This is a genomic window from Bradyrhizobium yuanmingense (genome assembly GCF_029167105.1).
Lineage (GTDB): Bacteria > Pseudomonadota > Alphaproteobacteria > Rhizobiales > Xanthobacteraceae > Bradyrhizobium > Bradyrhizobium yuanmingense_A.
Genome location: NZ_JARFML010000030.1, coordinates 16,820 through 39,028, shown reverse-complemented (window position 1 = coordinate 39,028; position 22,209 = coordinate 16,820). Strand labels below are relative to the sequence as shown.

At 64.1% G+C, this 22,209-nt stretch carries 15 protein-coding genes; 7 read left to right on the top strand and 8 right to left on the bottom strand.

The genetic code is table 11. The features are described 5' to 3' along the window. Positions 1-3 precede the first annotated feature (3 nt). Positions 4-1,491, bottom strand: a complete 1,488-nt coding sequence (locus P0R31_RS30490) for an MFS transporter (RefSeq protein WP_275518262.1) — start codon at positions 1,489-1,491, stop codon at positions 4-6. 182 nt (positions 1,492-1,673) lie between these two features. On the opposite strand from P0R31_RS30490, the gene P0R31_RS30485 reads away from it, so the two are divergent. Next, positions 1,674-2,054: a DUF3175 domain-containing protein gene (locus tag P0R31_RS30485; RefSeq protein WP_275518188.1), complete on the top strand. Its 381-nt coding sequence runs from the start codon at positions 1,674-1,676 to the stop codon at positions 2,052-2,054. Positions 2,055-2,137: 83 nt separating this feature from the next. Here P0R31_RS30485 and P0R31_RS30480 read toward each other — a convergent pair whose 3' ends face one another. Further along, positions 2,138-4,186 carry a methyl-accepting chemotaxis protein gene (locus tag P0R31_RS30480; RefSeq protein WP_275518187.1) on the bottom strand — a complete coding sequence of 683 codons (2,049 nt, stop codon included), beginning with the start codon at positions 4,184-4,186 and terminating at the stop codon, positions 2,138-2,140. Positions 4,187-4,346: 160 nt separating this feature from the next. Next, positions 4,347-6,386, bottom strand: a complete 2,040-nt coding sequence (locus P0R31_RS30475) for a methyl-accepting chemotaxis protein (protein ID WP_275518186.1) — start codon at positions 6,384-6,386, stop codon at positions 4,347-4,349. A gap of 214 nt (positions 6,387-6,600) precedes the next feature. Between P0R31_RS30475 and P0R31_RS30470 the strand changes: the two genes are divergently transcribed. The 3 genes from P0R31_RS30470 (at position 6,601) to P0R31_RS30460 (ending at position 11,509) form a co-directional block, all read left to right on the top strand. After that, complete coding sequence (locus tag P0R31_RS30470) at positions 6,601-7,767, top strand: FIST N-terminal domain-containing protein (RefSeq protein WP_275518185.1); 1,167 nt, start codon at positions 6,601-6,603, stop codon at positions 7,765-7,767. A 5-nt stretch (positions 7,768-7,772) separates the two neighbouring features. After that, on the top strand, positions 7,773-9,128 hold the full coding sequence (locus P0R31_RS30465; RefSeq protein ID WP_275518261.1) for a hybrid sensor histidine kinase/response regulator: 1,356 nt from the start codon (positions 7,773-7,775) through the stop codon (positions 9,126-9,128). A gap of 881 nt (positions 9,129-10,009) precedes the next feature. Continuing rightward, positions 10,010-11,509, top strand: a complete 1,500-nt coding sequence (locus tag P0R31_RS30460) for a CYTH and CHAD domain-containing protein (protein WP_275518184.1) — start codon at positions 10,010-10,012, stop codon at positions 11,507-11,509. Between the two features lie 609 nt (positions 11,510-12,118). Here P0R31_RS30460 and P0R31_RS30455 read toward each other — a convergent pair. From P0R31_RS30455 to P0R31_RS30435, 5 genes are all read right to left on the bottom strand, one after another. Beyond that, the gene (locus P0R31_RS30455; RefSeq protein ID WP_275518259.1) at positions 12,119-12,820 is read right to left on the bottom strand and encodes a response regulator transcription factor; all 702 of its coding nucleotides are present in this window, start codon (positions 12,818-12,820) and stop codon (positions 12,119-12,121) included. Between the two features lie 115 nt (positions 12,821-12,935). Further along, positions 12,936-13,628 (bottom strand): response regulator, encoded by a 693-nt coding sequence (locus P0R31_RS30450; protein ID WP_036016149.1) that lies wholly within the window; start codon positions 13,626-13,628, stop codon positions 12,936-12,938. A gap of 147 nt (positions 13,629-13,775) precedes the next feature. Beyond that, a complete protein-coding gene (locus P0R31_RS30445) occupies positions 13,776-14,972 on the bottom strand; it encodes a c-type cytochrome (RefSeq protein ID WP_275518183.1) in 1,197 nt (398 codons plus the stop codon). 179 nt (positions 14,973-15,151) lie between these two features. Continuing rightward, positions 15,152-16,867 (bottom strand): PQQ-dependent methanol/ethanol family dehydrogenase, encoded by a 1,716-nt coding sequence (locus P0R31_RS30440; protein ID WP_275518181.1) that lies wholly within the window; start codon positions 16,865-16,867, stop codon positions 15,152-15,154. Between the two features lie 249 nt (positions 16,868-17,116). Continuing rightward, positions 17,117-17,560 carry an SRPBCC family protein gene (locus tag P0R31_RS30435; protein WP_430516876.1) on the bottom strand — a complete coding sequence of 148 codons (444 nt, stop codon included), beginning with the start codon at positions 17,558-17,560 and terminating at the stop codon, positions 17,117-17,119. Positions 17,561-18,253: 693 nt separating this feature from the next. Here P0R31_RS30435 and P0R31_RS30430 point away from each other — a divergent pair. From P0R31_RS30430 to P0R31_RS30420, 3 genes are all read left to right on the top strand, one after another. Further along, positions 18,254-18,739, top strand: a complete 486-nt coding sequence (locus tag P0R31_RS30430) for a (2Fe-2S)-binding protein (protein WP_225143293.1) — start codon at positions 18,254-18,256, stop codon at positions 18,737-18,739. Positions 18,740-18,823: 84 nt separating this feature from the next. Then, positions 18,824-21,166 (top strand): xanthine dehydrogenase family protein molybdopterin-binding subunit, encoded by a 2,343-nt coding sequence (locus P0R31_RS30425; protein ID WP_275518179.1) that lies wholly within the window; start codon positions 18,824-18,826, stop codon positions 21,164-21,166. A 13-nt stretch (positions 21,167-21,179) separates the two neighbouring features. Then, positions 21,180-21,980: an FAD binding domain-containing protein gene (locus P0R31_RS30420; protein ID WP_275518178.1), complete on the top strand. Its 801-nt coding sequence runs from the start codon at positions 21,180-21,182 to the stop codon at positions 21,978-21,980. The last annotated feature ends 229 nt before the right edge of the window (positions 21,981-22,209 follow it).

The following is a 22,209-nucleotide window of genomic DNA, read 5'->3' as shown; positions in this document are numbered from 1 at the left end:
AGTCTACTCCATAAAGGCGAGCGGCCGCGCGATGTGTTCGAGCGATTTGCGCTCGGCGGCAACGGCATAGCGCCACGCCACGATCGCAGCCGCGATCATCAGGACGGCCCCCAGCAGATAGCCGGCGAACACGCTGGTGCGCGATCCCGTGTCGATCAGCGCGCCGAACAGCGCCGGCCCTATCACGCCGCCGATGCCGGTGCCGACCGCATAGAATACCGCGATCGCCAGCGCGCGAACCTCGAGGGGAAAGGTCTCGCTGACGGTGAGATAGGCCGCGCTCGCGGCGGGCGATGCGAAGAAGAAGATCACCATCCAGGCGATGGTCTGCCCCTGCGCGCTCAGGACACCGATCGAGAACAGATAGCCTGACAGCGCCAGCAGCACGCCCGATGCGCCATAGGTGAACATGATCATGATGCGGCGGCCGAGCGTATCGAACAGGCGGCCGAGCAGCAGCGGCCCGAGGAAATTGCCGGCAGCGAACGGCAAGAGGTACCATCCGACGTGATCGGCGCTGATGCCATAGAAATCGGTCAGCACCAGCGCAAAAGTGAAGAAGATGGCGTTGTAGAAGAACGCCTGCGCGCTCATCAGCACGAGGCCGACCAATGCGCGCTGGCGATAGACCGAGAACAAGGTGTGGACCACCTCGGCGATCGGCGTATGATCGCGCATCTTCAGGCGGATCTTGGTGAAGCGTCCGTCACTCGTATCCTGGTCGTGCCCGATCACCGAGCGCTCGATCCCGTCGACGATGGCATGGGCCTCGTCGGGACGGCCATGAATCATCAGCCAGCGCGGACTTTCCGGGATCCACATCCGCATCAATAGCACGACGAGGCCGAGGGCGGCGCCGATCAGATAGGCCAGGCGCCAGCCGAGATCGGGAGCGAATACTGCGGGATCGAGCAGCACGATGGCGGCGACCGCGCCCATCGCGGCGCCGATCCAGAAGCTGCCGTTGATCACGAGATCGGTCCAGCCGCGATAGCGTGCGGGCACCAACTCCTGGATCGTCGAGTTGATCGCGGTGTACTCGCCGCCGATGCCGGCGCCGGTGAGAAAGCGGAACAGCGCGTAGCTCCCGATATCCCACGATAGCGCGGTTGCGGCCGTTGCCGAGAGATAGAGCGCGAGCGTGATGAAGAACAGCTTCTTGCGGCCGATACGATCGGTCAGCCAGCCGAAGCCGAGCGCGCCGAGCACGGCGCCTGCGAGGTAGGCGGAGTTGGCGATGCCGAGATCGAGATTGGAGAAATTCAGCGACGAGCTCTGCTTCAGCGCCCCGGAGAGCGCACCCGCAAGCGTCACCTCGAGGCCGTCGAGAATCCAGGTGATGCCCAGCGCGAGCACGACGCGGGTGTGAAAGCCGCTCCACGGCAGCGCATCGAGCCGCGAGGGAATGCTGGTCTCGACGATGCGGTCGGTCACGGCCGCCGCCGGGACTACGGGTGCATAGTTCAGCGTTGGGCTCTGCTGCAATTCCATCGGGTTGTTGCGTCTGATCAATGGAAGCGGCCCCGGTTCACATGACGTGGACGGGGTCGATCCGATCATCGGGGTGCGGCATTCTGCCTGCCACCTTGCGACAACGTTTGCGATGGGCCCGGGTTCCCGCGGGAACGCCAGCGAGCACCGCTCGTTCCGCTGGACCCGCAAGGAGTTGGCGCATGGCTCAGGTCAGAATGACGACACATTCTCGAAACAGCAGCCCGCGCAAGACGGCACGCAAGGCAAACACCCGGCGGAGCGGGACCGCCCACAAGAGCACCAAACGCGCCACAAGGCGCTGGTCGCAGGGCGTGACGGAGGAGAGCGATGCGCTCGACCTCAAGCAAGGGGTGTTCAAGCTGACCAGCGCGACGAGGATTGCGGCCTCGCTGAAGCGCTCGGCCGAGCACAGCTCGCGACGCAAGACTGGCGCCTATCGCTCGGCGCTGTCGATGCTGACCTTCTACATCAACCGCGCCGGCAAGACGCTGCCCAAGACGCAGCGCACGCGACTGGAGCGCGCGAAGGTCGAGCTGAAGCGGGCGTTCGGAAGGGAGTGAACTCACTCCGCTGTCGTTCCGGACAGCGGAGTGTAAGGCGATAGCGCGGCCTTTCGGGGCCGCGAGCTACAGGAACAGCGAACCTACGCCGCGCGGATATTCGCCATGAAGCGGTCGAGCTCGGCGCGAAGGCGGGTGCTTTCCCTCGACAGCGTCTTGGCCGAGTTCAGCACCTCTTCCGAGGCCGAGCCGGTCTCGGCGGCGCCGCGGTTGACTTCGCCGATATCGGTGGCCGCGGTCTGGGTGCCCTGGGCGACGGTCTGGACGCTGCGGGCGATCTCCTGGGTGGCGGCGCCCTGCTGCTCCACAGCGCTCGCGATCGAGGTCGAGATCGACGAGATCTGGCCGATCGTCGCGCCGATCTCCTTGATCGCGGCAACCGATTCGGCGGTGGCGCCCTGCATGCCTGTGATGTGCGAGGAGATCTCGTCGGTCGCCTTCGCGGTCTGGCTCGCCAGCGACTTCACCTCGCTCGCAACCACCGCGAAGCCGCGGCCGGCTTCACCGGCGCGCGCGGCCTCGATGGTGGCGTTGAGCGCGAGCAGATTGGTCTGCTCGGCGATCGCGGTGATCAGCTTGACCACCTCGCCGATCTGCTGGGCCGCATGCGAGAGCTTGCCGATGCGGCCGTCGGTCTCCTTGGCCTGCATCACGGCAGCCTCTGCGATGCGGCTGGAATCGCGCACCTGGCGGCCGATCTCCTCGACCGAGGCCGACAGCTCTTCGGTCGCGGTCGCGACCGACTGCATGTTGGAGGAGGCCTGCTCGGAGACGCCGGCGACCTGGCTCGACAGGCTCTGCGTGGTCTCGGCGGTGCGGGTCAGCGTCGAGGCGGCCGATTCCAGCTGCACGGCCGAGGCCGAGACGTTGGAGACGATGGCACCCACCGCGCTCTCGAAATCGTCGGCAAAGCGGATCAGCTCGGCGCGGCGGCTTGCGGCCTGCTCGCGGTTCTGCACTTCGCTGGCGGCGGCGTCGCGCTCGGCCTTTGCAACGGCCTGGATCTTGAACTCCTCGACCGCGCTGGCCATCTCGCCGATCTCGTCCTTGCGGCCGAGGCCCGGCAGCACGACGTCGAAATTGCCCGAGGCGAGCTCGCGCATCGCCTTGCACATCGCGATCATCGGCCGCGAAATGCCGTTGCCGAGCCACAGGGCCAGCACGATGCCGATGGCCAGCCCGCCGAGCGCCATCATCAGCATCAGCTGCTGGGTCTCTACGATCGTCGCATTGGCGCTCGCCTCGATGCGTTGCTGGTCCGCGGTGAGATCCGAACGCAGCTCGGCCGAGAGCTTGAGGATGGTCGCCGCCGTCTTGGTCATCTCGCCGTTCAGCTTGACGATGACCTTCACGTTCTCGGTCAGCTTTGCGAACGAGGTGCGGTACTGCTTCAAGAGATCGCCGATCTCCTTGACGCGATCGGTGATCTTCTGGTCGTTCGCGTAGACGGAGACCAGCAGCGTCTCGAGGAACTTGATGCGGGCGATCACGCCGTCGGCGGTCTTCGGCTCCGGCTTGGCGACGAAGGCGCTGACCGAGGTCGAGACCGCCAGATATTGCGAGGTGATGTCCTTGGCCGTGGTCTGCACCGAGCCGAGACCCGCCAGGGCCGCGGTGTCGGCGAGATCGTCGAATTTGAAGCGGATCTTGTTGCCGACACTGTTGAGCTCGTCGGCCGCGATCTTGTTGTTCTCGCGCGTCAGCGTGATGATCTCGCTGAAGACTTTCGTAAAGCTCTGGAACTCGGCCTCGAGCTTGCCGACCTGCTCGCGGCGAGGCGCGCCCGTGGTGGCGGCCATCGACTTGGCGATCGCGCTCTTCAGATTTCCTTCAGCGGCCTTGGCTGCGGTCTCGTCATCGGCCGCGCCGGTCAGGGTATAGGCCCGTGCCAGCCCCTGATAGGCGATCAGCTCGCGATCGACCGTCCGCGCCAGATCGGCTTCCGCTACGCTGGTGCGGTAGGAGGCCACAGCGCCTGCGATCCGCTCGAAGCCGAAATAGGCGAACGCCATGCTGACGGCGAGGATGGCGAGCACCGCCACGAAGCCGAGGATAATTTTCGCGCGAAAACGCAGCGTTGGCAGCTTCGAATGGCGCGACTTCGATTGGCTCGATTTGGACGTGACCGACATTCCCCCACCCCATTCCATTCGCGGAAAACCAGGCGCAGCCGGGAAGCAGCCCGCTTCCCGACTCGTGTGCACGGTAACCGGCAAAGGATAAGCTGCGGTAAACTTGTGGCGCCGCAACTGGCGGTTAGGTGACGTAGGGGATTTGTTAAGGTGCGCTTTACTACGCCGCGCGGATATTCGCCATGAAGCGGTCGAGCTCGGCGCGAAGGCGGGTGCTTTCGCTCGACAGCGTCTTGGCCGAGTTCAGCACCTCTTCCGAGGCCGAGCCGGTCTCGGCGGCGCCGCGGTTGACTTCGCCGATATCGGTGGCCGCGGTCTGGGTACCCTGGGCGACGGTCTGGACGCTGCGGGCGATCTCCTGGGTGGCGGCGCCCTGCTGCTCCACCGCGCTCGCGATCGAGGTCGAGATCGACGAGATCTGGCCGATCGTCGCGCCGATCTCCTTGATCGCGGCAACCGATTCGGCGGTGGCGCCCTGCATGCCCGTGATGTGCGAGGAGATCTCGTCGGTCGCCTTCGCGGTCTGGCTCGCCAGCGATTTCACCTCGCTCGCCACGACGGCGAAGCCGCGGCCGGCTTCACCGGCGCGCGCCGCCTCGATGGTGGCGTTGAGCGCGAGCAGATTGGTCTGCTCGGCAATCGCGGTGATCAGCTTGACCACCTCGCCGATCTGTTGGGCCGCATGCGAGAGCTTGCCGATGCGGCCGTCGGTCTCCTTGGCCTGCATCACGGCAGCCTCCGCGATGCGGCTGGAATCGCGCACCTGGCGGCCGATCTCCTCGACCGAGGCCGACAGCTCTTCGGTCGCGGTCGCGACCGACTGCATGTTGGAGGAGGCCTGCTCGGAGACGCCGGCGACCTGGCTCGACAGGCTCTGCGTGGTCTCGGCGGTGCGGGTCAGCGTCGAGGCGGCCGATTCCAGCTGCACGGCCGAGGCCGAGACGTTGGAGACGATGGCACCCACCGCGCTCTCGAAATCGTCGGCAAAGCGGATCAGCTCGGCGCGGCGGCTTGCGGCCTGCTCGCGGTTCTGCACTTCGCTGGCGGCGGCATCGCGCTCGGCCTTTGCAACGGCCTGGATCTTGAACTCCTCGACCGCGCTGGCCATCTCGCCGATCTCGTCCTTGCGGCCGAGGCCCGGCAGCACGACGTCGAAATTGCCCGAGGCCAGCTCGCGCATCGCCTTGCACATCGCGATCATCGGCCGCGAGATGCCGGTGCCGAGCAGGAAGGCGAGGACCGCGCCTAGCAGCGTGCCGCCGACGGCCAGCATCAGCACCAGCTGCTCAGTCTGCCCGATGGTCGCCGCCGATTCCGAATCCAGCCGCTGCTGCTCGGCGACGAGGTCCGCCTTCATGGCGGTGGCGCCTTGCTGGATCGCGCCGGCCGAGCCGCTCATCTCCGTGACGAGGTCATCGACCAGCTTGGCGTTGGCGATCAGCTTCTCCAGCGCCTCGCGATAGGCGGCGAGCAGCACCTTGGCATCTTTCAACCCGGCGACGACCTTGTCGTCCATCGAGTAGACCGCGCCGAGCGAGTTCTCGACGAATTTCAGCCGCGCCAGCGCGCTGGTGGCGATCGCCTGGTCGGACGTCAGCACGAAATTGGTCGCCGCCGCACTCGCGGTTTGGAACTGGGCATTGACCTGCTTGGTGCCGAACTCGATCGCCTGCGCTTCGGCGTCGGAGGCGTTGTTGCCGATGTCGTCGAGCTTGTATTTCAGGAGGTTGGCGTTGCGCTGGAGCTGGTTCTGCACCAGCAGCGCGCTGTCGCGCTTGGCCTGGAGCACCTTGGCGAAGGTGACAGAGAAATTGGAGAATTCCTTGGCGAGCTTGCCAAGGCTTTCCTGCCGCGCCGGCTTGGTGGCGGCCTTGACGGCCTGGTCGATGGCGTTCTTCAGGCTGGCCTCGGCATCGAGCGTCGCCTTGGCGTCGTCTTCCTTGCCGGTGACGACGAAATATTTGGCGGCCGAACGATAGGCGAGCAGCTCACGGTCGATATTGCGGGCGAGATCAGCCTCCGACACGCTGCTGCGGTAGGATCCAACCCCGGCGGCGACCCGCTCGAAGCCGAAATAGGCGAAGGCCATGCTGCCGGCGGAGATCACCAGCACGGCGGCGAAGCCGAGGATGATCTTTGCGCGGAACTTGAGGGTCGGAAACAGTGAACGCTTCGACGGCGATGCGGTACGCCCGGACATTCCCAACCCCCAGCTCATGTTCTTGCAGCATTCTGCGACTCGGAAGCAGCCCGCTCCGAACCATGCGCAAAATTAGGGCAGAATCCTCAAGGGGTGGTAAATCCGTCCGGGCTTGCGGGGACCGGGTGCCGTGTTGCGGCGACCTGCAAAACGCCCTACTCTCGAATACTTATCAGGCACTTGGCATCAGACCGAGCCTCGAGGGAGAAACGGAGTGGGGCAAACCGATTTTCGGTTTGACGGTGCGTCTGGCGTTGCCGTGGCCAAGTCGAAGGCCGCGAGCGTCGATGACGCCGTGGCCGAGCTGGCCGCCCAGCTCCCGTCCGACGGGCTGGCACTGATCCTGGTGTTCCTCTCCCCCAGCTACGACCCCCATCGCTTCATCGCCGAGATCAGCCGGCAATTCGATGACACAGAGGTCTGCGGTTGTACCACCGCGGGCGAGCTTGCCCCCGATGGCTGGGACGAGAACAGCGTCGTGGCGCTGGCGTTCAGCCGCGCCGACTTTTCAGCGGTGGTGCGGCCCATCTTCAACCTCGACAGCTTCCGCGTCGAGGACGGCCGCAGGATCGGCGGCGAGCTCCGGCACGAGCTGTTGCGGGCCACGCCGCAGGTCGAGCGCGGCAGTCCCTTCGGCCTGGTCCTGATCGATGGCCTGTGCCGCCGCGAAGAAGCGGTGATGTCCGCGATCTATGCATCGCTGGACGATATTCCGGTCGTCGGCGGGTCGGCAGGCGACGGGCTGCGCTTCGAGAAGACATTCGTGTTCTTCGACGGCAAGGCACACGGCAATGCCGCCCTGTTGATCCTGCTGAACACCTCGTTGCCGTTCCGCGTCTTCAAGTGCGACAATTTCGAGCCGCAGGCGCAGAAGATGGTGGTGACCGAGGCCGACATCGAAAACCGCACGGTCCGGGAGCTGAACGCCGAGCCTGCCGCGCAAGAATATTCGCGCGTGGTCGGCATCATGGACGCCAAGCTCGATCCGTTCTCGTTCGCCTCGCATCCGGTGCTGGTGCGCGTCGGCGGCGCCTATTACGCGCGCTCGATCCAGCGCGTCGAGCCGGACGGCTCGCTGCACTTCTTCTGCGCCATCGACGAGGGCATGGTGCTGACCGCCGCGACCTCACGAAGCCTGGTCGGCGCGGCCCGCGAGACGTTCGCCGACATCCGCGACCAGATCGGTGACGTCTCGCTCTATATCGGCTTCGAATGCCTGCTCCGCCGGCTCGATGCCGAGCAGCATCAGCTCGCCCGCGACATGTCAGAACTGTACCGGCAGAACCGCGTGGTCGGCTTTCACACCTACGGCGAGCAGTTCGGCTCCATGCATGTGAACCAGACCTTCACGGGGGTTGCGATCGGAAGGCGCCCGACGTGACGGACATGTGGCAGGGCCCCGATGCGGTCGACCAGCTGAGGCGCGAGGCCGCCAAGCTGAGGAAGATCAATGCCGCGCTGATGTCGCGCGTCGAGCGCTCGATGGACCAGCAGCTCAACGCCTTTTCATTGTTCGAAACCGCCATTGCGCTCGACCACAAGGTTCGCGACCGGACGCACCAATTGCGCGAGGCGCTGCATTCGGTCGAGCGCGCCAATGAGGGACTCTACCGCGCCAAGCAGCAGGCGGAGGCGGCAAGCTCGCTGAAATCCTCGGTGCTGATCTCGGTCACCCACGATCTGTTGCAGCCGCTCAACGCGGCGCGCCTGACCCTGTCCGCGCTGACGGAGATGATGGAGTCGCAGGAAGCGGGCGTGCTGATCGACCAGGCGAGCCGCTCGCTGGTGATGCTGGAGGACCTGCTGCGCTCGCTGCTGGAGATCGCCAAGCTCGATTCCGGCGCGCTCAAGCCCGACGTGCGCGCGATCGCGCTGGCGCCCCTGTTCGAGCAGCTCCGCAACGAATTCGAGCCGGTCACCGCGCGGCAAGGCCTGTCCTTGCGCATCCGCCCCGCTCAGCTCGCGGTGATGTCGGATGCGATGATGCTGCGGCGGATCCTGCAGAACCTGCTCGCCAATGCCATTCGCTATACCCGCAGCGGCGGCGTCGTGATGGGATGCCGGCCGCGCGGCGGACGGATCTGCGTCCAGGTCTCCGACACCGGACCCGGGATTGCGCAGGCGCAGCAGGAGGCGATCTTCCGCGAATTCCAGCGCGGCGATGCCAATGCGGCCGACCAGGCCGGCTTCGGGCTCGGCCTCTCCATCGTCCGCCGCTTCGCCAGCGAGCTCGGGCACGAGGTGCGGCTGTCGTCACAGCTCGGCAGGGGATCGACCTTCACCCTGGAGCTGGAGCCGGCCGACCTCGCCGAGGTCGCCGACGAGGCGCAGGAGGTCGCGCCCGCCGCGCGGCACTACGATTACAGCGGGCTCGAAGGCGCCAAGATCCTGCTGATCGAGAACGATCCGAACGGCTCGGAGGCGATGGCCGCGCTGCTGGAGGGATGGGGCTGCGACGTCGCGACCACGCGATCGGGGGCGGACGCGCTCGTGCGCCTCAGCGAGCTCGGCGGCGCGCCCGATGTCGTGATCGCCGACCTCCATCTCGATCACGGCGAGAGCGGCCTGTCGGCCATCGCCGACGTGCGGGAGCATTTGAAACTCGACACGCCCGCCATGATCATCACGGCCGACTATTCCGAACAGGCGGTGAAGCAGGCGAGCCTGCAGGGCCTCGAAGTGCTGAAGAAGCCGATCAAGCCGGCCGAGATGCGGGCGCTGCTGTCGTTCCTGCTGAGCTGAAGCGCGCAACCAAAGTCGCAAAACAACCCCATGCACAGTACCGGTAGCATCTTACAGCAAATCATCCCTCTGATGTATCAATGAATTACTTCCAGGATGCGGGACGTCCGCCGGAAAAAAAAGCGCGAACTGAATCACTGCCGATCCTGCGGTGCATGCTCGTGCCTTGCCAAGTCATGCTGTCGGTTTGCGAAACGTCCTATCAAGAACTGGCACTCTCGATGGAACCGACGCATCATCAGGCCCCATGAAGATGAGCGATGTCACGTGTCCCGACTGCACCGCCGGCTTCCGCCGGATCGAGCTCGCATCGCGTAGGAGCGCGCCTGGTCAATACCGCTGTCCCGTATGCGATGCCCTGATCGAGGTCTTGGATGGTTCGAGGGAAGTCGCGTATCGCCCTACCGTTGTCCGACAAAACTCTGTCGTTGAGCGCTCGGCGGAACGCAGCGCGGACAAAAGAACGAGGAAAAAGCCAATATCCAACTCTGTCGCGCAAATTCATTTGCTAGCGCTCGGCGCGAGTGATTGACTTTTCCCCAATCCGCCTCGTCGCGATCCGGAGATACCTTCGTCAGCGAGGTTGACTGCCATGCTTGCGGAAAAGTTCTTTCTGGTGTTGGAGACGCTGAGAAGTCACGCGTCCGATGATAAACCCCACATCGTGATAAGTACCACGCAGCATATTCCGATCGCGTTGCCCCGCAGGAAGTAGTTGCTAGGCCGCCCGGTTAGAGCGGCCTCTTTGCTTACGGGGATGTCGCTCCTTGGGAAGGACGGAACAGACGCGTCCGTAACCGGATTAGTAGAGGCGTCTTTGTCGTCGATCTCTGCATTGCGATCCGTTGCTGGTTCCGTGAGCAAAGTAGGAGAAATGGCACATGGGACTCGAGGCCGAGTTAAAATTTCACATTCCACATCGTGCCTTGAAGCAAGTGGAGCATGGGCGACTTCCGGGCACGAAGCTGGGATGTCCGGCAGAAGCCGACCTGCTTTCGACGTATTTTGATACGCCAAGACACAAGCTAAAGAGACATGGTCTCTCTCTCCGCGTTCGCCACGACAGGAAGACGTATGTCCAAACCGTAAAATCGGAGACGGACGGGCGGTTTGGCCGCGGCGAATGGGAAACATTGATCGAAAGCGGCACACCCGATCTCACAAAGCTCAACGGTTCCCCGGTTGAGGCGTTTTCCTCAAAAAAGCTGAGGCAGAAACTCAAGCCGATCTTCAAGACCTCCGTGCACCGCGTCACTCTGCCTATCCAGAGAAAGGGCAGTGAGATCGAGCTCGCGATCGACCGTGGCAAGATCATGGTGGGGCATCGTTCGGAGCCGGTCGACGAAGTGGAGATCGAACTCAAGCGCGGTAAGCCGCGTGATCTGTTCGAGACAGCGGATGCGTTGGCGCGACGGACGGAAGCCGAGCTGTATCTGCGATCAAAGGCCGAACGGGGCTATGACCTCGCTGACGGGCAAGTCAATCCTGTCAGTTTCGCCGCCCCGATCAAGCTGGACAAGCGAATGGAGGCAAGCGACGCCTTCCGGATCGTCGCTCGCTCCGCGATCCGGCACTTCGTGGGAAATGCCGATGCCGTGCGGGACCACAATCCCGAAGGAGTCCATGAAATGAGAGTTGGATTGCGGCGCTTGCGCGCAGCGATTTCGCTCTTCTCGAAGCTCTTGCCGAAATCGAGCACAGAAAACGTCAAGCGCGAGCTGAAGTGGCTGACGGGCGAGCTTGCGGCGGCTCGCGAGCTCGACGTCTTTCTCAACCAGACAATTCGTCCCGCGGCTCGTGACGTCATTCCACGGCGCGGCATCGCGGCTGTCAAGCAGGAGTTCACGCGGCGACGCGCCGAGGCCTTCGAGCGGGCATCAAGTGCCCTCGACTCAAAACGCTTTCGGACGTTGTTGCTGGACGTGGTGGAATGGGTGGAGATGGCGCATCACGGCTCCGGCGGCCACACTCCGATCCGCAAATTCGCCGCCACAGTTCTTGTTCGCCGCATTCAAAAGATACAGAAGGATGGCAAGCAGCTTGAGGAATTATCAGCTCGCGCGCGGCACAGGCTGCGGATCAGGATCAAGAAGGTCAGATATGCGGCGAGGTTCTTCGAAAGTCTGTTCACTTCCAGGGGTCAGCGCAAGCGGCTTGCGCAACTCGAGAAACATTCGAAGAAGCTCCAGGACGCATTGGGGGCAGTTAATGATTATCTTGCGCACCGGGAGATGGCGCTCGATGCGGCCCTCAATGCACCGCCTCACAACCGACGCGCTCGCGCCTTTGCATCGGGCGTCCTCGTTGGACGGGAGGATCAGGCTGCAAGACCGCTCTTGCGAGCAGCCCGGAAAAGGGTGAGCCGGCTGAGGGCGTTGTAGACAGGAGGCGTGCTGCGGCGCCGACTTCCGCTTGCGGCACAATTAAGCCTTTGTGTCCTAATCTAAATCCCGTGGTGTCCCAATAATTTCCGCAAGCTACCTTTCGGCCGACAGATCGAGGAATTTGATGCTCGGAACGAGTCCAGAACGACTTCAAGCATCCTTAGGTATGGCTATCGAAGCACCACGATGGCTGCCAAGCTCCGGCCTTATGATGCGCGATGCCATTATCGTCCGAACGATCGGGTTGGCAAAGATTTCGGCGGCGATCGTGCTGATGCTCGGCGGGTAAGCCGTCCTCAGTTCTGCCTTAACTCATGTTATGAAGCCGCGCCGGGGGGTTTTACGGGGTAGCTTATGAAAAAGGGCGATGTGACGTGCTCTGGCTGCGGAGCCGGTTTTCGGCGTCTTGAGTTAGCGACAGTGCCTGGCACGCAAGGGGAATATCGTTGCCTTGCTTGCGGCGAGGTTTTAGAGAAGTTTGATGGTAGTGCACTTGTCGCCTACCGTCTTACGATTCAACCCTCCATCAAGGCGATCCGCGAGTGACCAGAATGCATTTGCATGACTGTCACACAACCCCGATTTATGGGTAAACAGACAGCCTAGCTATCCCGATCGCGGATCAGTCCGCGAGCGCTCCTGCTTTGCACTTGCCCCCTCGCCGGCCAGGGTCGCGAAATCGATCCGGGACATTTCGACGATAGCCTTGGTGCGGCTGAGCACGTTGAGCTTGCGCAGGATGTCGGAGACGTGGACCTTCACCGTGGTCTCGGAGATGTTCAGCTCGAAGGCGATCTGCTTGTTCTGCAGGCCGCGCTTGAGCATTTCGAGCACGCGCAATTGCTGCGGCGTCAGCTCGTGCAGGCGCTTGAGGAGGTCCTGCGCCGGGCCGGCGGCGCGTTGCGGGCGGACCAGCCCGCGATAGACGGCAGGGACACAGACTGCGCCGCGCAGCACCTCGCCGATCGACTGCGCCAGCTCCTGCTTCGAGGACGATTTGAGGATGTAGCCGGAGACGCCGAGCGACAAGGCGCCGGCCACGATCTGCGCATCCTGATGCCCCGACACGATGACGACAGGAATCCTGGGAAAGGCCTTGCGGATGCGGATGATGCCCGAAAGGCCCGTGGTGCCCGGCATCGACAGATCGAGCAGGATGAGGTCGAGCTCGGCAGCCGCCGCGGCCTGCTCGAGCGCACCGTCGATCGACGTCGCCTGAAGGATCTCGGCCGCCGGCGCCACCATCTGGAGCGCGCCCTCGAGGGCCTCGCGAAACAACGGATGGTCTTCGACGATCAGAAATCGCATCACGCGTGAGCCATTCCCGGTTGATTGGCCAGATGATCGACGGGTTCGACGCCGAAACGAGCATGTCGCAGCCGGACCAGACCGGCTTGATTCAGATCAAGCAGGACATTGCGCGTCATTGCGGCCGCCCGCGGTCGGCCCGCGCATAGGGCCGGGCCTTGGGATCCGGCAGGTCCACCTTGCCGATCTCGATGATCGCCTTGTTGCGGCTGAACAGGCCGAGCTTGCGCAGAATTTCGGTGATATGCGCCTTCACCGTGGATTCGGCGAGCTGAAGCTCCTGGCCGATCTGCCGGTTCGGATAGCCGCGCCGCAGCAGATCGAGCACGCGAAGCTGCTGCGGCGTGAGCTCGCGCAGCTTGACCTCGAGCGCCTTGCTGGCCTCGGCCCGCCGCCGCTGCGACGTTGCCACGAAATCCTTCGGCACCGACACCGATCCATTCAGCACGCCCTCGATCGACTGCGCCAGCTCGCGCTTCGACAGCGACTTCGGCAGAAAACCGGCGGCGCCCAGCTCCAGCGCCTCTCGGACGACGCGCTGGTCCTCCTCGCTCGACACGATGGCGACGGGCAGGCGCGGATGGGCTTCGCGCAAGCGCAGAAAGCCGGAGAAGCCGGTTGCATCCGGCAGCAGGAGGTCGAGCAGGGCGAGGTCGATGCCCTCGCCCTGCTCGGCCGTCAGGATGTGAAGGGCGTCCTCGATCGACATCGCTTCGACAATCCGCGCCTCCGGCAAGGCCAGCCGCACCGCATTACCGAGGGCCTCGCGAAACAGCGGATGATCGTCGATGATCAGGAAGCTGGTCATGGCGCCTTCACAGGACTGCACCGCCGAATGCTGCACCGTATGGGCATCCGCCGCCGTAGAGGCGGAACCATCCGGCATCAATCCGGCACCGGGATGGCGCCGGATGAACGCTACCACATCCTCCCGATCGGGTTCGGTCAAGACCGTTCAGTCGTTCGATTCGACCTGGACCGTCAGCAGGAAGGAATAGATGCTGTTGAACTGGTCCTCGGTATAGACCTCCTTCCAGGCCGGCATGCCCTTGTTCGGCCGTCCCTCCTGCACGGTGGTCAAATATTTCTCGCGCATCTCGTCGCCGTAGCGGTGACGCAGCAGCCGCAGATCGATCTTGCGCTCGCTCTGGATCGCATCGGGACCGTGGCAGTGCGCGCAGGTTCCGTTGAAGATCTCCTTGCCCGCACCGACGGCCTCAAGGCCCGGCGCGACCGCATCGCCCTTGGTCTCGGTCGCCACGACATTGGCGACCTGGGCGACGCCGGCTCCGCTTCCCGTGCCCGTCGTCACCGGCGCTGGCGTCGGCGCTGCGCCGAAGCGAACCGGCGCGCCGCCCGGCAAACCGTATTTCACGGCGAGCTCGCCGATCTTGCCCTGAAGCTGCGGCAGCACGGCATTGACGCGGTCGCGCAGCTCGGTCGAGGTCTTGGCAAAGCCAATGGCGGCATCCCATGATAGGCCCTCGCCCTCGGTGAGCTCGATCTGGTAGCGGCCGTCGTAGCTGGTCTTATTCAGCCAGCCGGCGACCGGTCCCCAGATGAAGGCGACGTCGGCCCGGCCCTGGTCGAGCGCCCGCATGCCCTCCTCGGGCGACAGCACCGTCACTTTCTGGATGTCGTCGCGGCTCGCGAGCAGGTTTTGCGGCGTGCTGGCGAACTGTACGGCGACACGCTTGCCCTTGAGGCCGTCAATGCCGCCGACCGCCGCGCCCTTCGCAGATTCCTTGGCGGCGACGAGGGCATAGCCCTCCTTGGCGAAGGTGTCGGAGAAGATCACGGCCGGACCCATGAAATCCTCGGACCTGGGCAACCCGATCATGGCGTCGCATTGCTTGCCGAGCAGCGTGACACGCACCGTGCGCTTGCCGAAATAGGATTTGTGCCAGTCATAGGCGATCGGCCGGCCGAGCGCCTGCGCCAGGGCTTGTCCGATCTCGACGTAGAAGCCCGGCTTCGACGAGCTGTCGCTCGAGAATGGCAGGTTGGTCGGATCGGCGCAGAGACGGAACGGCTGCGCCTCGTCGGCCTGCAGCGGCGAGGCCGGAACGATCAGCACAGCAGTGGCACATGCGAGCAGGGCTGCGATGGCGCGATGTCGGCTCGCACCGGTGGCGGAATGATTCGGACGCATCCTCGTCTCCCTTGGCGTTTCGCTTGACGTTTCTCTTGACGTTTCTCTTGGCGCTGCGGTTGTTGCGCCGGAGCTTGTTGAGCCAGGCGCAGCGGCACCCAGCATCGGCTGATGCCGCAGCTAAAGTCCGGAGAAAGCGCGCGCGTATCCCGTCACCTCGAGGATACGCGCGCGAGTTGTCACTGGACGGAGAACACGAAGAGCGAGCCGCCCTCGGGGGCTGCGGCCGTCATCTTCTTTCCTACCTCGCCCAGGAACGCAGGCAGCGCAGCGGTGCGGCCGACGACGATGGCGACATATTGCTTGCCGTCGACCTGATAGGTCACCGGGCCTGCGCCGATGCCGGAGCCGAGATTCTTGCTCCACAGCACCTTGCCGGACTTCGCATCGATGGCGCGGAAGTCGCCATGGATGTTGCCGGCAAACACGAGACCGCCGCCGGTGGTCAGCGTGCCGCCGTTGAAGGGCAGGTCTTCCTTGATCGACCAGACCTTCTTCTGGGCGACCGGATCCCAGGCCACGAGCTCGCCGAGGAAGCCGCCGGGGCCTTCCTTGGTCGGGAATTCGGCGCCGAGATAGAACACGCCGCGCTTGTAGGTGACGTCGCTGACCGACCAGTCCATGCAGACGTTGTTGGACGGGATGTAGACCAGGCCGGTCTGCGGGTTGAACGACATAGGCTGCCAGTTCTTGCCGCCGATCAGGTTCGGGCAGATGTCCTTGGCGGGATGGCCGGGCCCGGGACGCTTGTCGGGATCCTCGACCGCGCGCATCGTGGCGACGTCCCACTTCTTGGCCCAGTTGGAGAACACGTATTTCTCTGCCGACAACACCTTGCCGGTCTCACGGTTGGCGACGAAGAAGAAGCCGTTGCGGTCGGCCTTCATCAGCGTCGGAACGGTGCTGCCGCCGATCTTGAGATCCGCGAGCACGGCTTCGTTGACGCCGTCATAGTCCCAGGCGTCGGCCGGCGTGGTCTGGATGTGCCACTTGATCTTGCCGGTGTTGGGATCAAGCGCGAGCGTCGAGGCGGTGTAGAGGTTGGTCAGCTTGCCGAAATTGCCGTCGCCGGTCGAACGCACCGCCGTGTTCCACGGGGCGGGATTGCTGGTGCCCCAATAGACCGTGTCGGTCTTCGGATCGTAGGAGCCGACCAGCCAAGCCGCGCCGCCGCCATGCTGGGCGGAGTCGCCCTTCCAGGAATCGCCGCCGGGCTCGTCGGGCGAAGGAACGGTGTAGGTCTGCCACACCTGCTTGCCGCTGTTGATGTCGAAGGCCAGCAGCGCGCCGCGCACGCCGTATTCGCCGCCGCCGAAACCGGTGATGACCTTGTCGCGCACGACGAGCGGCGGCGAGGTGATGACCGAGCCCTGCTTGTAGTCGACCACCTTCGCCGTCCACAGCGACTTGCCGGTCGTGGCATCGAGCGCCGTCAGCTTGCCGTCGAGGCGGCCAACGAAGATCTTGCCGTCGGCATAGGAGACGCCGCGGCTGTTCACGTCGCAGCAGGCGTATTGCAGCACGTCCTCGGGAATATCGGGCTCCCAAGTCCATTTGCGCTGCCCCGTCGCCGCATCGAGCGCATAGACGTATTTCGGACCCCACGAGCTCGAAACGTACAGCGTGTTGCCGATGACGATCGGCGAGGATTCGTTCGAACGCAGCGACGCCAGCGAGAAGGAGTAAGCGAGCGTCAGCTTGCCGGCGTTCTCGGTGTTGATCTGCTTGAGCGGGCTGAAGCGCGTGTTGCCGTAATCGTGGCCGGCAACGGCCCATTGATTCGAATCGGATTGCGCCTTGAGCACCGAGTCGTTGGCGCGAACGCCCGGTGTAACGGCGGCGAGCATCGCAATCATGGAGATGCCGGCCAAGAAGCCCTTCGTTCCAAAGGTCATGTATTCCCTCCGCGATGTTGTTGTGCACGCCTCGTTGGGCGCCTGAGCGGCTTGCGCTCGTGATGCGCAGTTCGCCTGCGAGCCATCGTTCGAAATTACAGCATCGCCTTTTCGCGCTTAGTATAGGCGGAAGGTAGTAGTGCAAATCATTGGCGGCTTTCGCGGCTCATCCCGTTGTGCCGACTTACGTCTTGCCCTTGTTTTGCAGCTCGAAATGCGCGCTCGAATGAAGGCGGCGTCGCGCATCGATCACGATGATGGCGCTACCACGCCGGCAAAACTTTCGAAGAAGTTCGCGGCGAGTTTTCGCGACGTCGAGTCGATCAATCGCGAGCCGAGCTGTGCGAGCTTGCCGCCGATCTGCGCATCGGCCTCGTAGTGCAGGATGGTGACATCAGGGGCTTCTTCCTCCAGCCTGACCTTCGCGACGCCCTTGGCAAAGCCGGCGACGCCGCCGGCGCCTTCGCCGACGATGCGATAACCGTTGGGCGCATCGATATCGGTCAGCGTCACCTTGCCGCTGAACGTCGCCTTCACCGGACCAACCTTCAGCACCACGGTCGCCGTCATCTCGGTCGGCGACGCCATCTCGAGCGATTGGCAGCCGGGAATGCAGCGCCTGAGAATTTCGGGATCGTTGAGCGCAGCCCACACCTTGGCCTTCGACGCCGGAATCCGCTGACTGTCGTTCATCTGCATCGCTTCCACCCTTTTGGCCGTTGCTTGTACCGCTCGACTAGGAGGACGCGCGGCTGCGTTCAATCGCCAGGAAGTACTAGTGCTGCTTTTTCGGACCATTCACGCGATGGTATTCCGGGGCACGCCTCTGGCGCGAACCCGGATTCCATCTACCCGCGGACACTGCGGCCCGATGGATTCCGGGCTACTCGCTCCGCTCGGGCCCCGGAATGACGGAATAGGTTGTCCTGGCCGACGCGGCTTGACGGCGGCACTTCGCTGCATTGCCGTAAGCAAAATCAATGGCTTAAGCTGTCTCGTCCTACTACCAAGATCGCGATTACAAAGGCGGGGGCGCATGCTCCTATTCGCGCAACGAGCAAGGCATTCGAGGGAGGAACGACGCACGACCGCGCCTAGGTCCAGGGGCAAGCGGCGAGATGACCACGGCACGCGCGATCAGGCCGCGCGCCTCTTTTGGCGGCAGCCGAGCACGCCATCGCGGATGCGGCGGCGACTTTCCGTGTGTCTCCCACAATGTCGCAGCACGTGACGGCGGCGGCACGAGACGTCGTGGCCGAATCGCAGATCGGCGACCGTCATCACGATGACCCTTCCATGACCGCGTTCAGCAAAAACCCAGTTGCAAAGTTTCGTTTGCGCTGTCTCTAATTAGAACCAATCAAAATCACTTTGGGAGGACTTCAAGTGTCTACAGTCAAACTGACGGTCAACGGCAAGGCCGTTGCTGTCGATGTCGAGGACCGCACGCTGCTGGTCCAGCTCCTGCGCGATCACCTCAACCTGACCGGGACCCATGTCGGCTGCGACACCAGCCAGTGCGGCGCCTGCGTCGTCCACATGGACGGCCGTGCAGTGAAATCCTGCACCATGCTGGCAGGGCAGGCCGACGGCGCCAACGTCACGACGATCGAGGGCATCGCCAAGGGCGACGAGCTGCACCCGATGCAGGCCGCCTTCCGCGACAATCACGGCCTGCAGTGCGGCTATTGCACACCGGGCATGATCATGTCGGCGATCGACATCGTGCACCGCCATGGTGGACAGCTCGACGAAGCGACCGTCCGCACCGAGCTCGAAGGCAATATCTGCCGCTGCACCGGCTATCACAACATCGTCAAGGCCGTGCTGGATGCGGCCGGCCGCATGAAGGTCTCGCAGGCGGCCGAGTAAGCGGCGCGCCTCGAAACAAGAACAACCGTCGCAGCTGTCGATGGACGGCGCGATCAAGGAAATTTCCGGTCGGGAGGACCAGTCATGGGTGTTGAAGGCATCGGCGCGCGCGTCGTGCGCAAGGAAGACAAGCGTTTCATTACCGGCAAGGGCCGTTTCGTCGACGACATCAAGTTGACGGGCATGACCCATGCCTATTTCATCCGCAGCCCGCACGCGCACGCCAAGGTCAAGAAGATCGACTCGTCCGCGGCGCTGAAGATGCCGGGCGTGGTCGCGGTGCTCACCGGCCAGCAGCTGGTCGACGACAAGGTCGGCAACCTGATCTGCGGCTGGGCCATCACCTCCAAGGACGGCAGCCCGATGAAGATGGGCGCATGGCCGGCGATGGCGCCGGAGACGGTGCGCTTCGTCGGACAGGCAATTGCCGTCGTGATCGCCGACAGCAAGAATCTCGCGCGCGACGCGGCGGAAGCCGTCGTGGTCGACTACGAGGAGCTCCCCGCGGTCGCCGACATGCACGCCGCCATCAAGCCCGGCGCGCCGCAGCTTCATCCCGAGGCGCCCGGCAACCAGGTCTATGATTGGGTGATCGGCGACGAGGGCGCGGTGAATGCCGCCTTCTCGAAAGCCGCCAATGTGGTGAAGCTCGACGTCACCAACAACCGCCTCGCGCCGAATGCGATGGAGCCGCGCGCGGCGATCGCCGATTACGACACCGCGGAGGAGCACTTTACGCTCTATACGACGTCGCAGAACCCCCACGTCGCGCGTCTCGTGCTGTCGGCGTTCTACAACATCGCCCCGGAGCACAAGCTGCGCGTGATCGCGCCCGACGTCGGCGGCGGCTTCGGCTCCAAGATCTTCATCTATCCCGAGGAGATGGTGGCGCTGTGGGCCTCGAAGAAGGTCGGCCGTCCCGTCAAGTGGACCGGCGACCGCACCGAAGCCTTCCTCACCGACGCGCATGGCCGCGATCACATCACCCACGCCGAGATGGCCTTCGACGCCAACAACAAGATCATCGGCCTCAAGGTGAAGACCTACGCCAATTTCGGCGCCTACATGTCGCTGTTCTCGTCCTCGGTGCCGACTTATCTCTACGCGACGCTGCTGTCGGGCCAGTACAACATCCCGGCGATCCATGCGGAGGTGATCGGCGTCTACACCAACACCACGCCGGTCGACGCCTATCGCGGCGCGGGCCGGCCCGAGGCGAGCTATCTGATCGAACGGTTGATGGAAACGGCGGCGCGGCAGCTGAACGTCGATCCGGCCCAGTTGCGCCGGACCAACTTCATCACCCAGTTCCCGCACCAGACGCCTGTCATCATGGCCTACGACACCGGCGACTTCAACGCTTCCCTCGATGCGGCGATGAAGGCGATCGACTATGCCGGCTTCCCTGCCCGCAAGGCCAAGGCGAAAGCCGACGGCAAGCTGCGCGGCATCGGCGTGTCCTGCTACATCGAGGCCTGCGGCATCGCGCCGTCGAAGGCGGTCGGCAGCCTTGGTGCCGGCGTCGGCCTATGGGAATCGGCCGAGGTGCGCGTCAACCCGGTCGGCACCATCGAGATCCTCACCGGCTCGCACAGCCACGGCCAGGGTCACGAGACCACGTTCTGCCAGCTTGTCGCGGAGCGCCTTGGCGTTCCGATCAGCCAGGTCTCGATCGTCCATGGCGACACCGACAAGGTGCAGTTCGGCATGGGCACCTACGGCTCGCGCTCGGCGGCCGTTGGCCTCACCGCGATCCTGAAGGCGATGGAGAAGATGGAGTCCAAGGCCAAGAAAATCGCCGCGCATGCGCTGGAGGCATCGGAAGCCGACATCGTCATCGAGAACGGCGAGTTCAAGGTAACAGGCACCGACAAGGCCATCGCCCTGCCGATGGTCGCGCTCGCGGCCTACACCGCACACAACCTGCCTGACGGGATGGAGCCGGGCCTGAAGGAGAGCGCCTTCTACGACCCGACCAACTTCACCTTCCCGGCCGGCGCCTATATCTGCGAGCTCGAGGTCGATCCCGGCACCGGCAAGACTTCTTTCGTCAACTTCGTCGCGGCCGACGATTTCGGCCGGCTGATCAACCCGATGATCGTCGAGGGCCAGGTCCATGGCGGCCTCGTGCAGGGCATCGGGCAGGCATTGCTCGAGCATGCGATCTACGATGCCAACGGCCAGCCGGTCACGGCCTCGTTCATGGATTACGCCATGCCGCGCGCCGACGACGTGCCGTCGTTCAACCTGTCCCACACCACGACGCTCTGCCCGGGCAATCCCTTGGGCATCAAGGGTTGCGGTGAGGCCGGCGCGATCGGCGCATCGGCGGCCGTGATCAACGCGATCACGGACGCGATCGGCAAGAACAACCTGGAAATGCCCGCAACCCCGGACCGGGTGTGGCGCACGATCCACGCGGCTTAAGGGAGGACCGAAGATGTACCAGACCACCTATCATCGCGCCTCCTCGGTCGACGAGGCCGTCAGCCTGTTCGCCAAGGGCAGCGAGTCGAAGTTCCTCGCCGGCGGCCAGACGCTGCTGCCGGTCATGAAGCAGCGCCTCGCAGGTCCCTCCGACGTCATCGACCTCGGCAGGATCAAGGAGCTGCAGGGCGTCGAGCTGTCGGGCGACACGCTGACCATCAAGGCCGCGACGACCTATTACGACATCATGACGAATGCCGACGTGAAGAAGGCGATCCCCGCGATCGCCTATCTCACCTCGGTGCTCGGCGACCCCGCCGTGCGTTATCGCGGCACGATCGGCGGCTCGATCGCCAACAACGATCCGGCTGCGGATTTCCCGGCGGCGCTGCTCGCGCTCGGCGCCACCGTGAAGACCAACAAGCGGTCGATTGCGGCGGATGATTTCTTCCAGGGCCTGTTCACGACGGCGCTGGAAGACGGCGAGATCATCACCGCCGTGTCATTCCCGGTGCCGGCGAAGGCAGGCTACGAGAAGATGCGGCATCCGGCCTCGCGCTTCGCGCTCACCGGCGTGTTCGTGGCGCAGACCAAGTCGGGCGAGGTTCGGGTCGCCGCCACCGGCGCCTCGCAAACCGGCGTGATGCGGGTGGGCGCGATCGAAGCCGCGCTGAAGGCGAACTGGTCGCCATCCGCGATCGACAGCGTCAGCATCTCGGCGAACGGATTGCTGGCCGACATCCACGGCACGGCGGAATATCGCGCCAACCTGATCAAGGTGATGGCACAACGCGCGGTCGCCGCCGCGCGCTGACAGTTCGGCTAAAGCGCGATGCGATTAGGATGAATCGTCATCGCGCTTTAGGTTATTGTTTGAGCATGATCTTTTCGGAAAACCGCTACGCACTTTTCCGGATCATGCTCTAGCGTCTCCACGCAAATTTTCCGCGGCGCGCACTTCGGTGCGCGCCGTTTTATTTTGGCCGTGCGGCATGAAAACCGCTTGCCTCGCCGGCGTGAAGGCGAGAAAAGTTAATCAGCCG

What these genes read in the sequence shown, in the direction of transcription:
- P0R31_RS30475 (WP_275518186.1), bottom strand. Translation starts at nt 6,386, where the DNA reads ATGTCCGGGCGTACCGCATCGCCGTCGAAGCGTTCACTGTTTCCGACC.
- P0R31_RS30455 (WP_275518259.1), bottom strand. Translation starts at nt 12,820, where the DNA reads ATGCGATTTCTGATCGTCGAAGACCATCCGTTGTTTCGCGAGGCCCTC.
- P0R31_RS30435 (WP_430516876.1), bottom strand. Translation starts at nt 17,560, where the DNA reads ATGAACGACAGTCAGCGGATTCCGGCGTCGAAGGCCAAGGTGTGGGCT.
- P0R31_RS30425 (WP_275518179.1), top strand. Translation starts at nt 18,824, where the DNA reads ATGGGTGTTGAAGGCATCGGCGCGCGCGTCGTGCGCAAGGAAGACAAG.
- P0R31_RS30450 (WP_036016149.1), bottom strand. Translation starts at nt 13,628, where the DNA reads ATGACCAGCTTCCTGATCATCGACGATCATCCGCTGTTTCGCGAGGCC.
- P0R31_RS30490 (WP_275518262.1), bottom strand. Translation starts at nt 1,491, where the DNA reads ATGGAATTGCAGCAGAGCCCAACGCTGAACTATGCACCCGTAGTCCCG.
- P0R31_RS30420 (WP_275518178.1), top strand. Translation starts at nt 21,180, where the DNA reads ATGTACCAGACCACCTATCATCGCGCCTCCTCGGTCGACGAGGCCGTC.
- P0R31_RS30485 (WP_275518188.1), top strand. Translation starts at nt 1,674, where the DNA reads ATGGCTCAGGTCAGAATGACGACACATTCTCGAAACAGCAGCCCGCGC.
- P0R31_RS30460 (WP_275518184.1), top strand. Translation starts at nt 10,010, where the DNA reads ATGGGACTCGAGGCCGAGTTAAAATTTCACATTCCACATCGTGCCTTG.
- P0R31_RS30440 (WP_275518181.1), bottom strand. Translation starts at nt 16,867, where the DNA reads ATGACCTTTGGAACGAAGGGCTTCTTGGCCGGCATCTCCATGATTGCG.
- P0R31_RS30480 (WP_275518187.1), bottom strand. Translation starts at nt 4,186, where the DNA reads ATGTCGGTCACGTCCAAATCGAGCCAATCGAAGTCGCGCCATTCGAAG.
- P0R31_RS30465 (WP_275518261.1), top strand. Translation starts at nt 7,773, where the DNA reads ATGTGGCAGGGCCCCGATGCGGTCGACCAGCTGAGGCGCGAGGCCGCC.
- P0R31_RS30445 (WP_275518183.1), bottom strand. Translation starts at nt 14,972, where the DNA reads ATGCGTCCGAATCATTCCGCCACCGGTGCGAGCCGACATCGCGCCATC.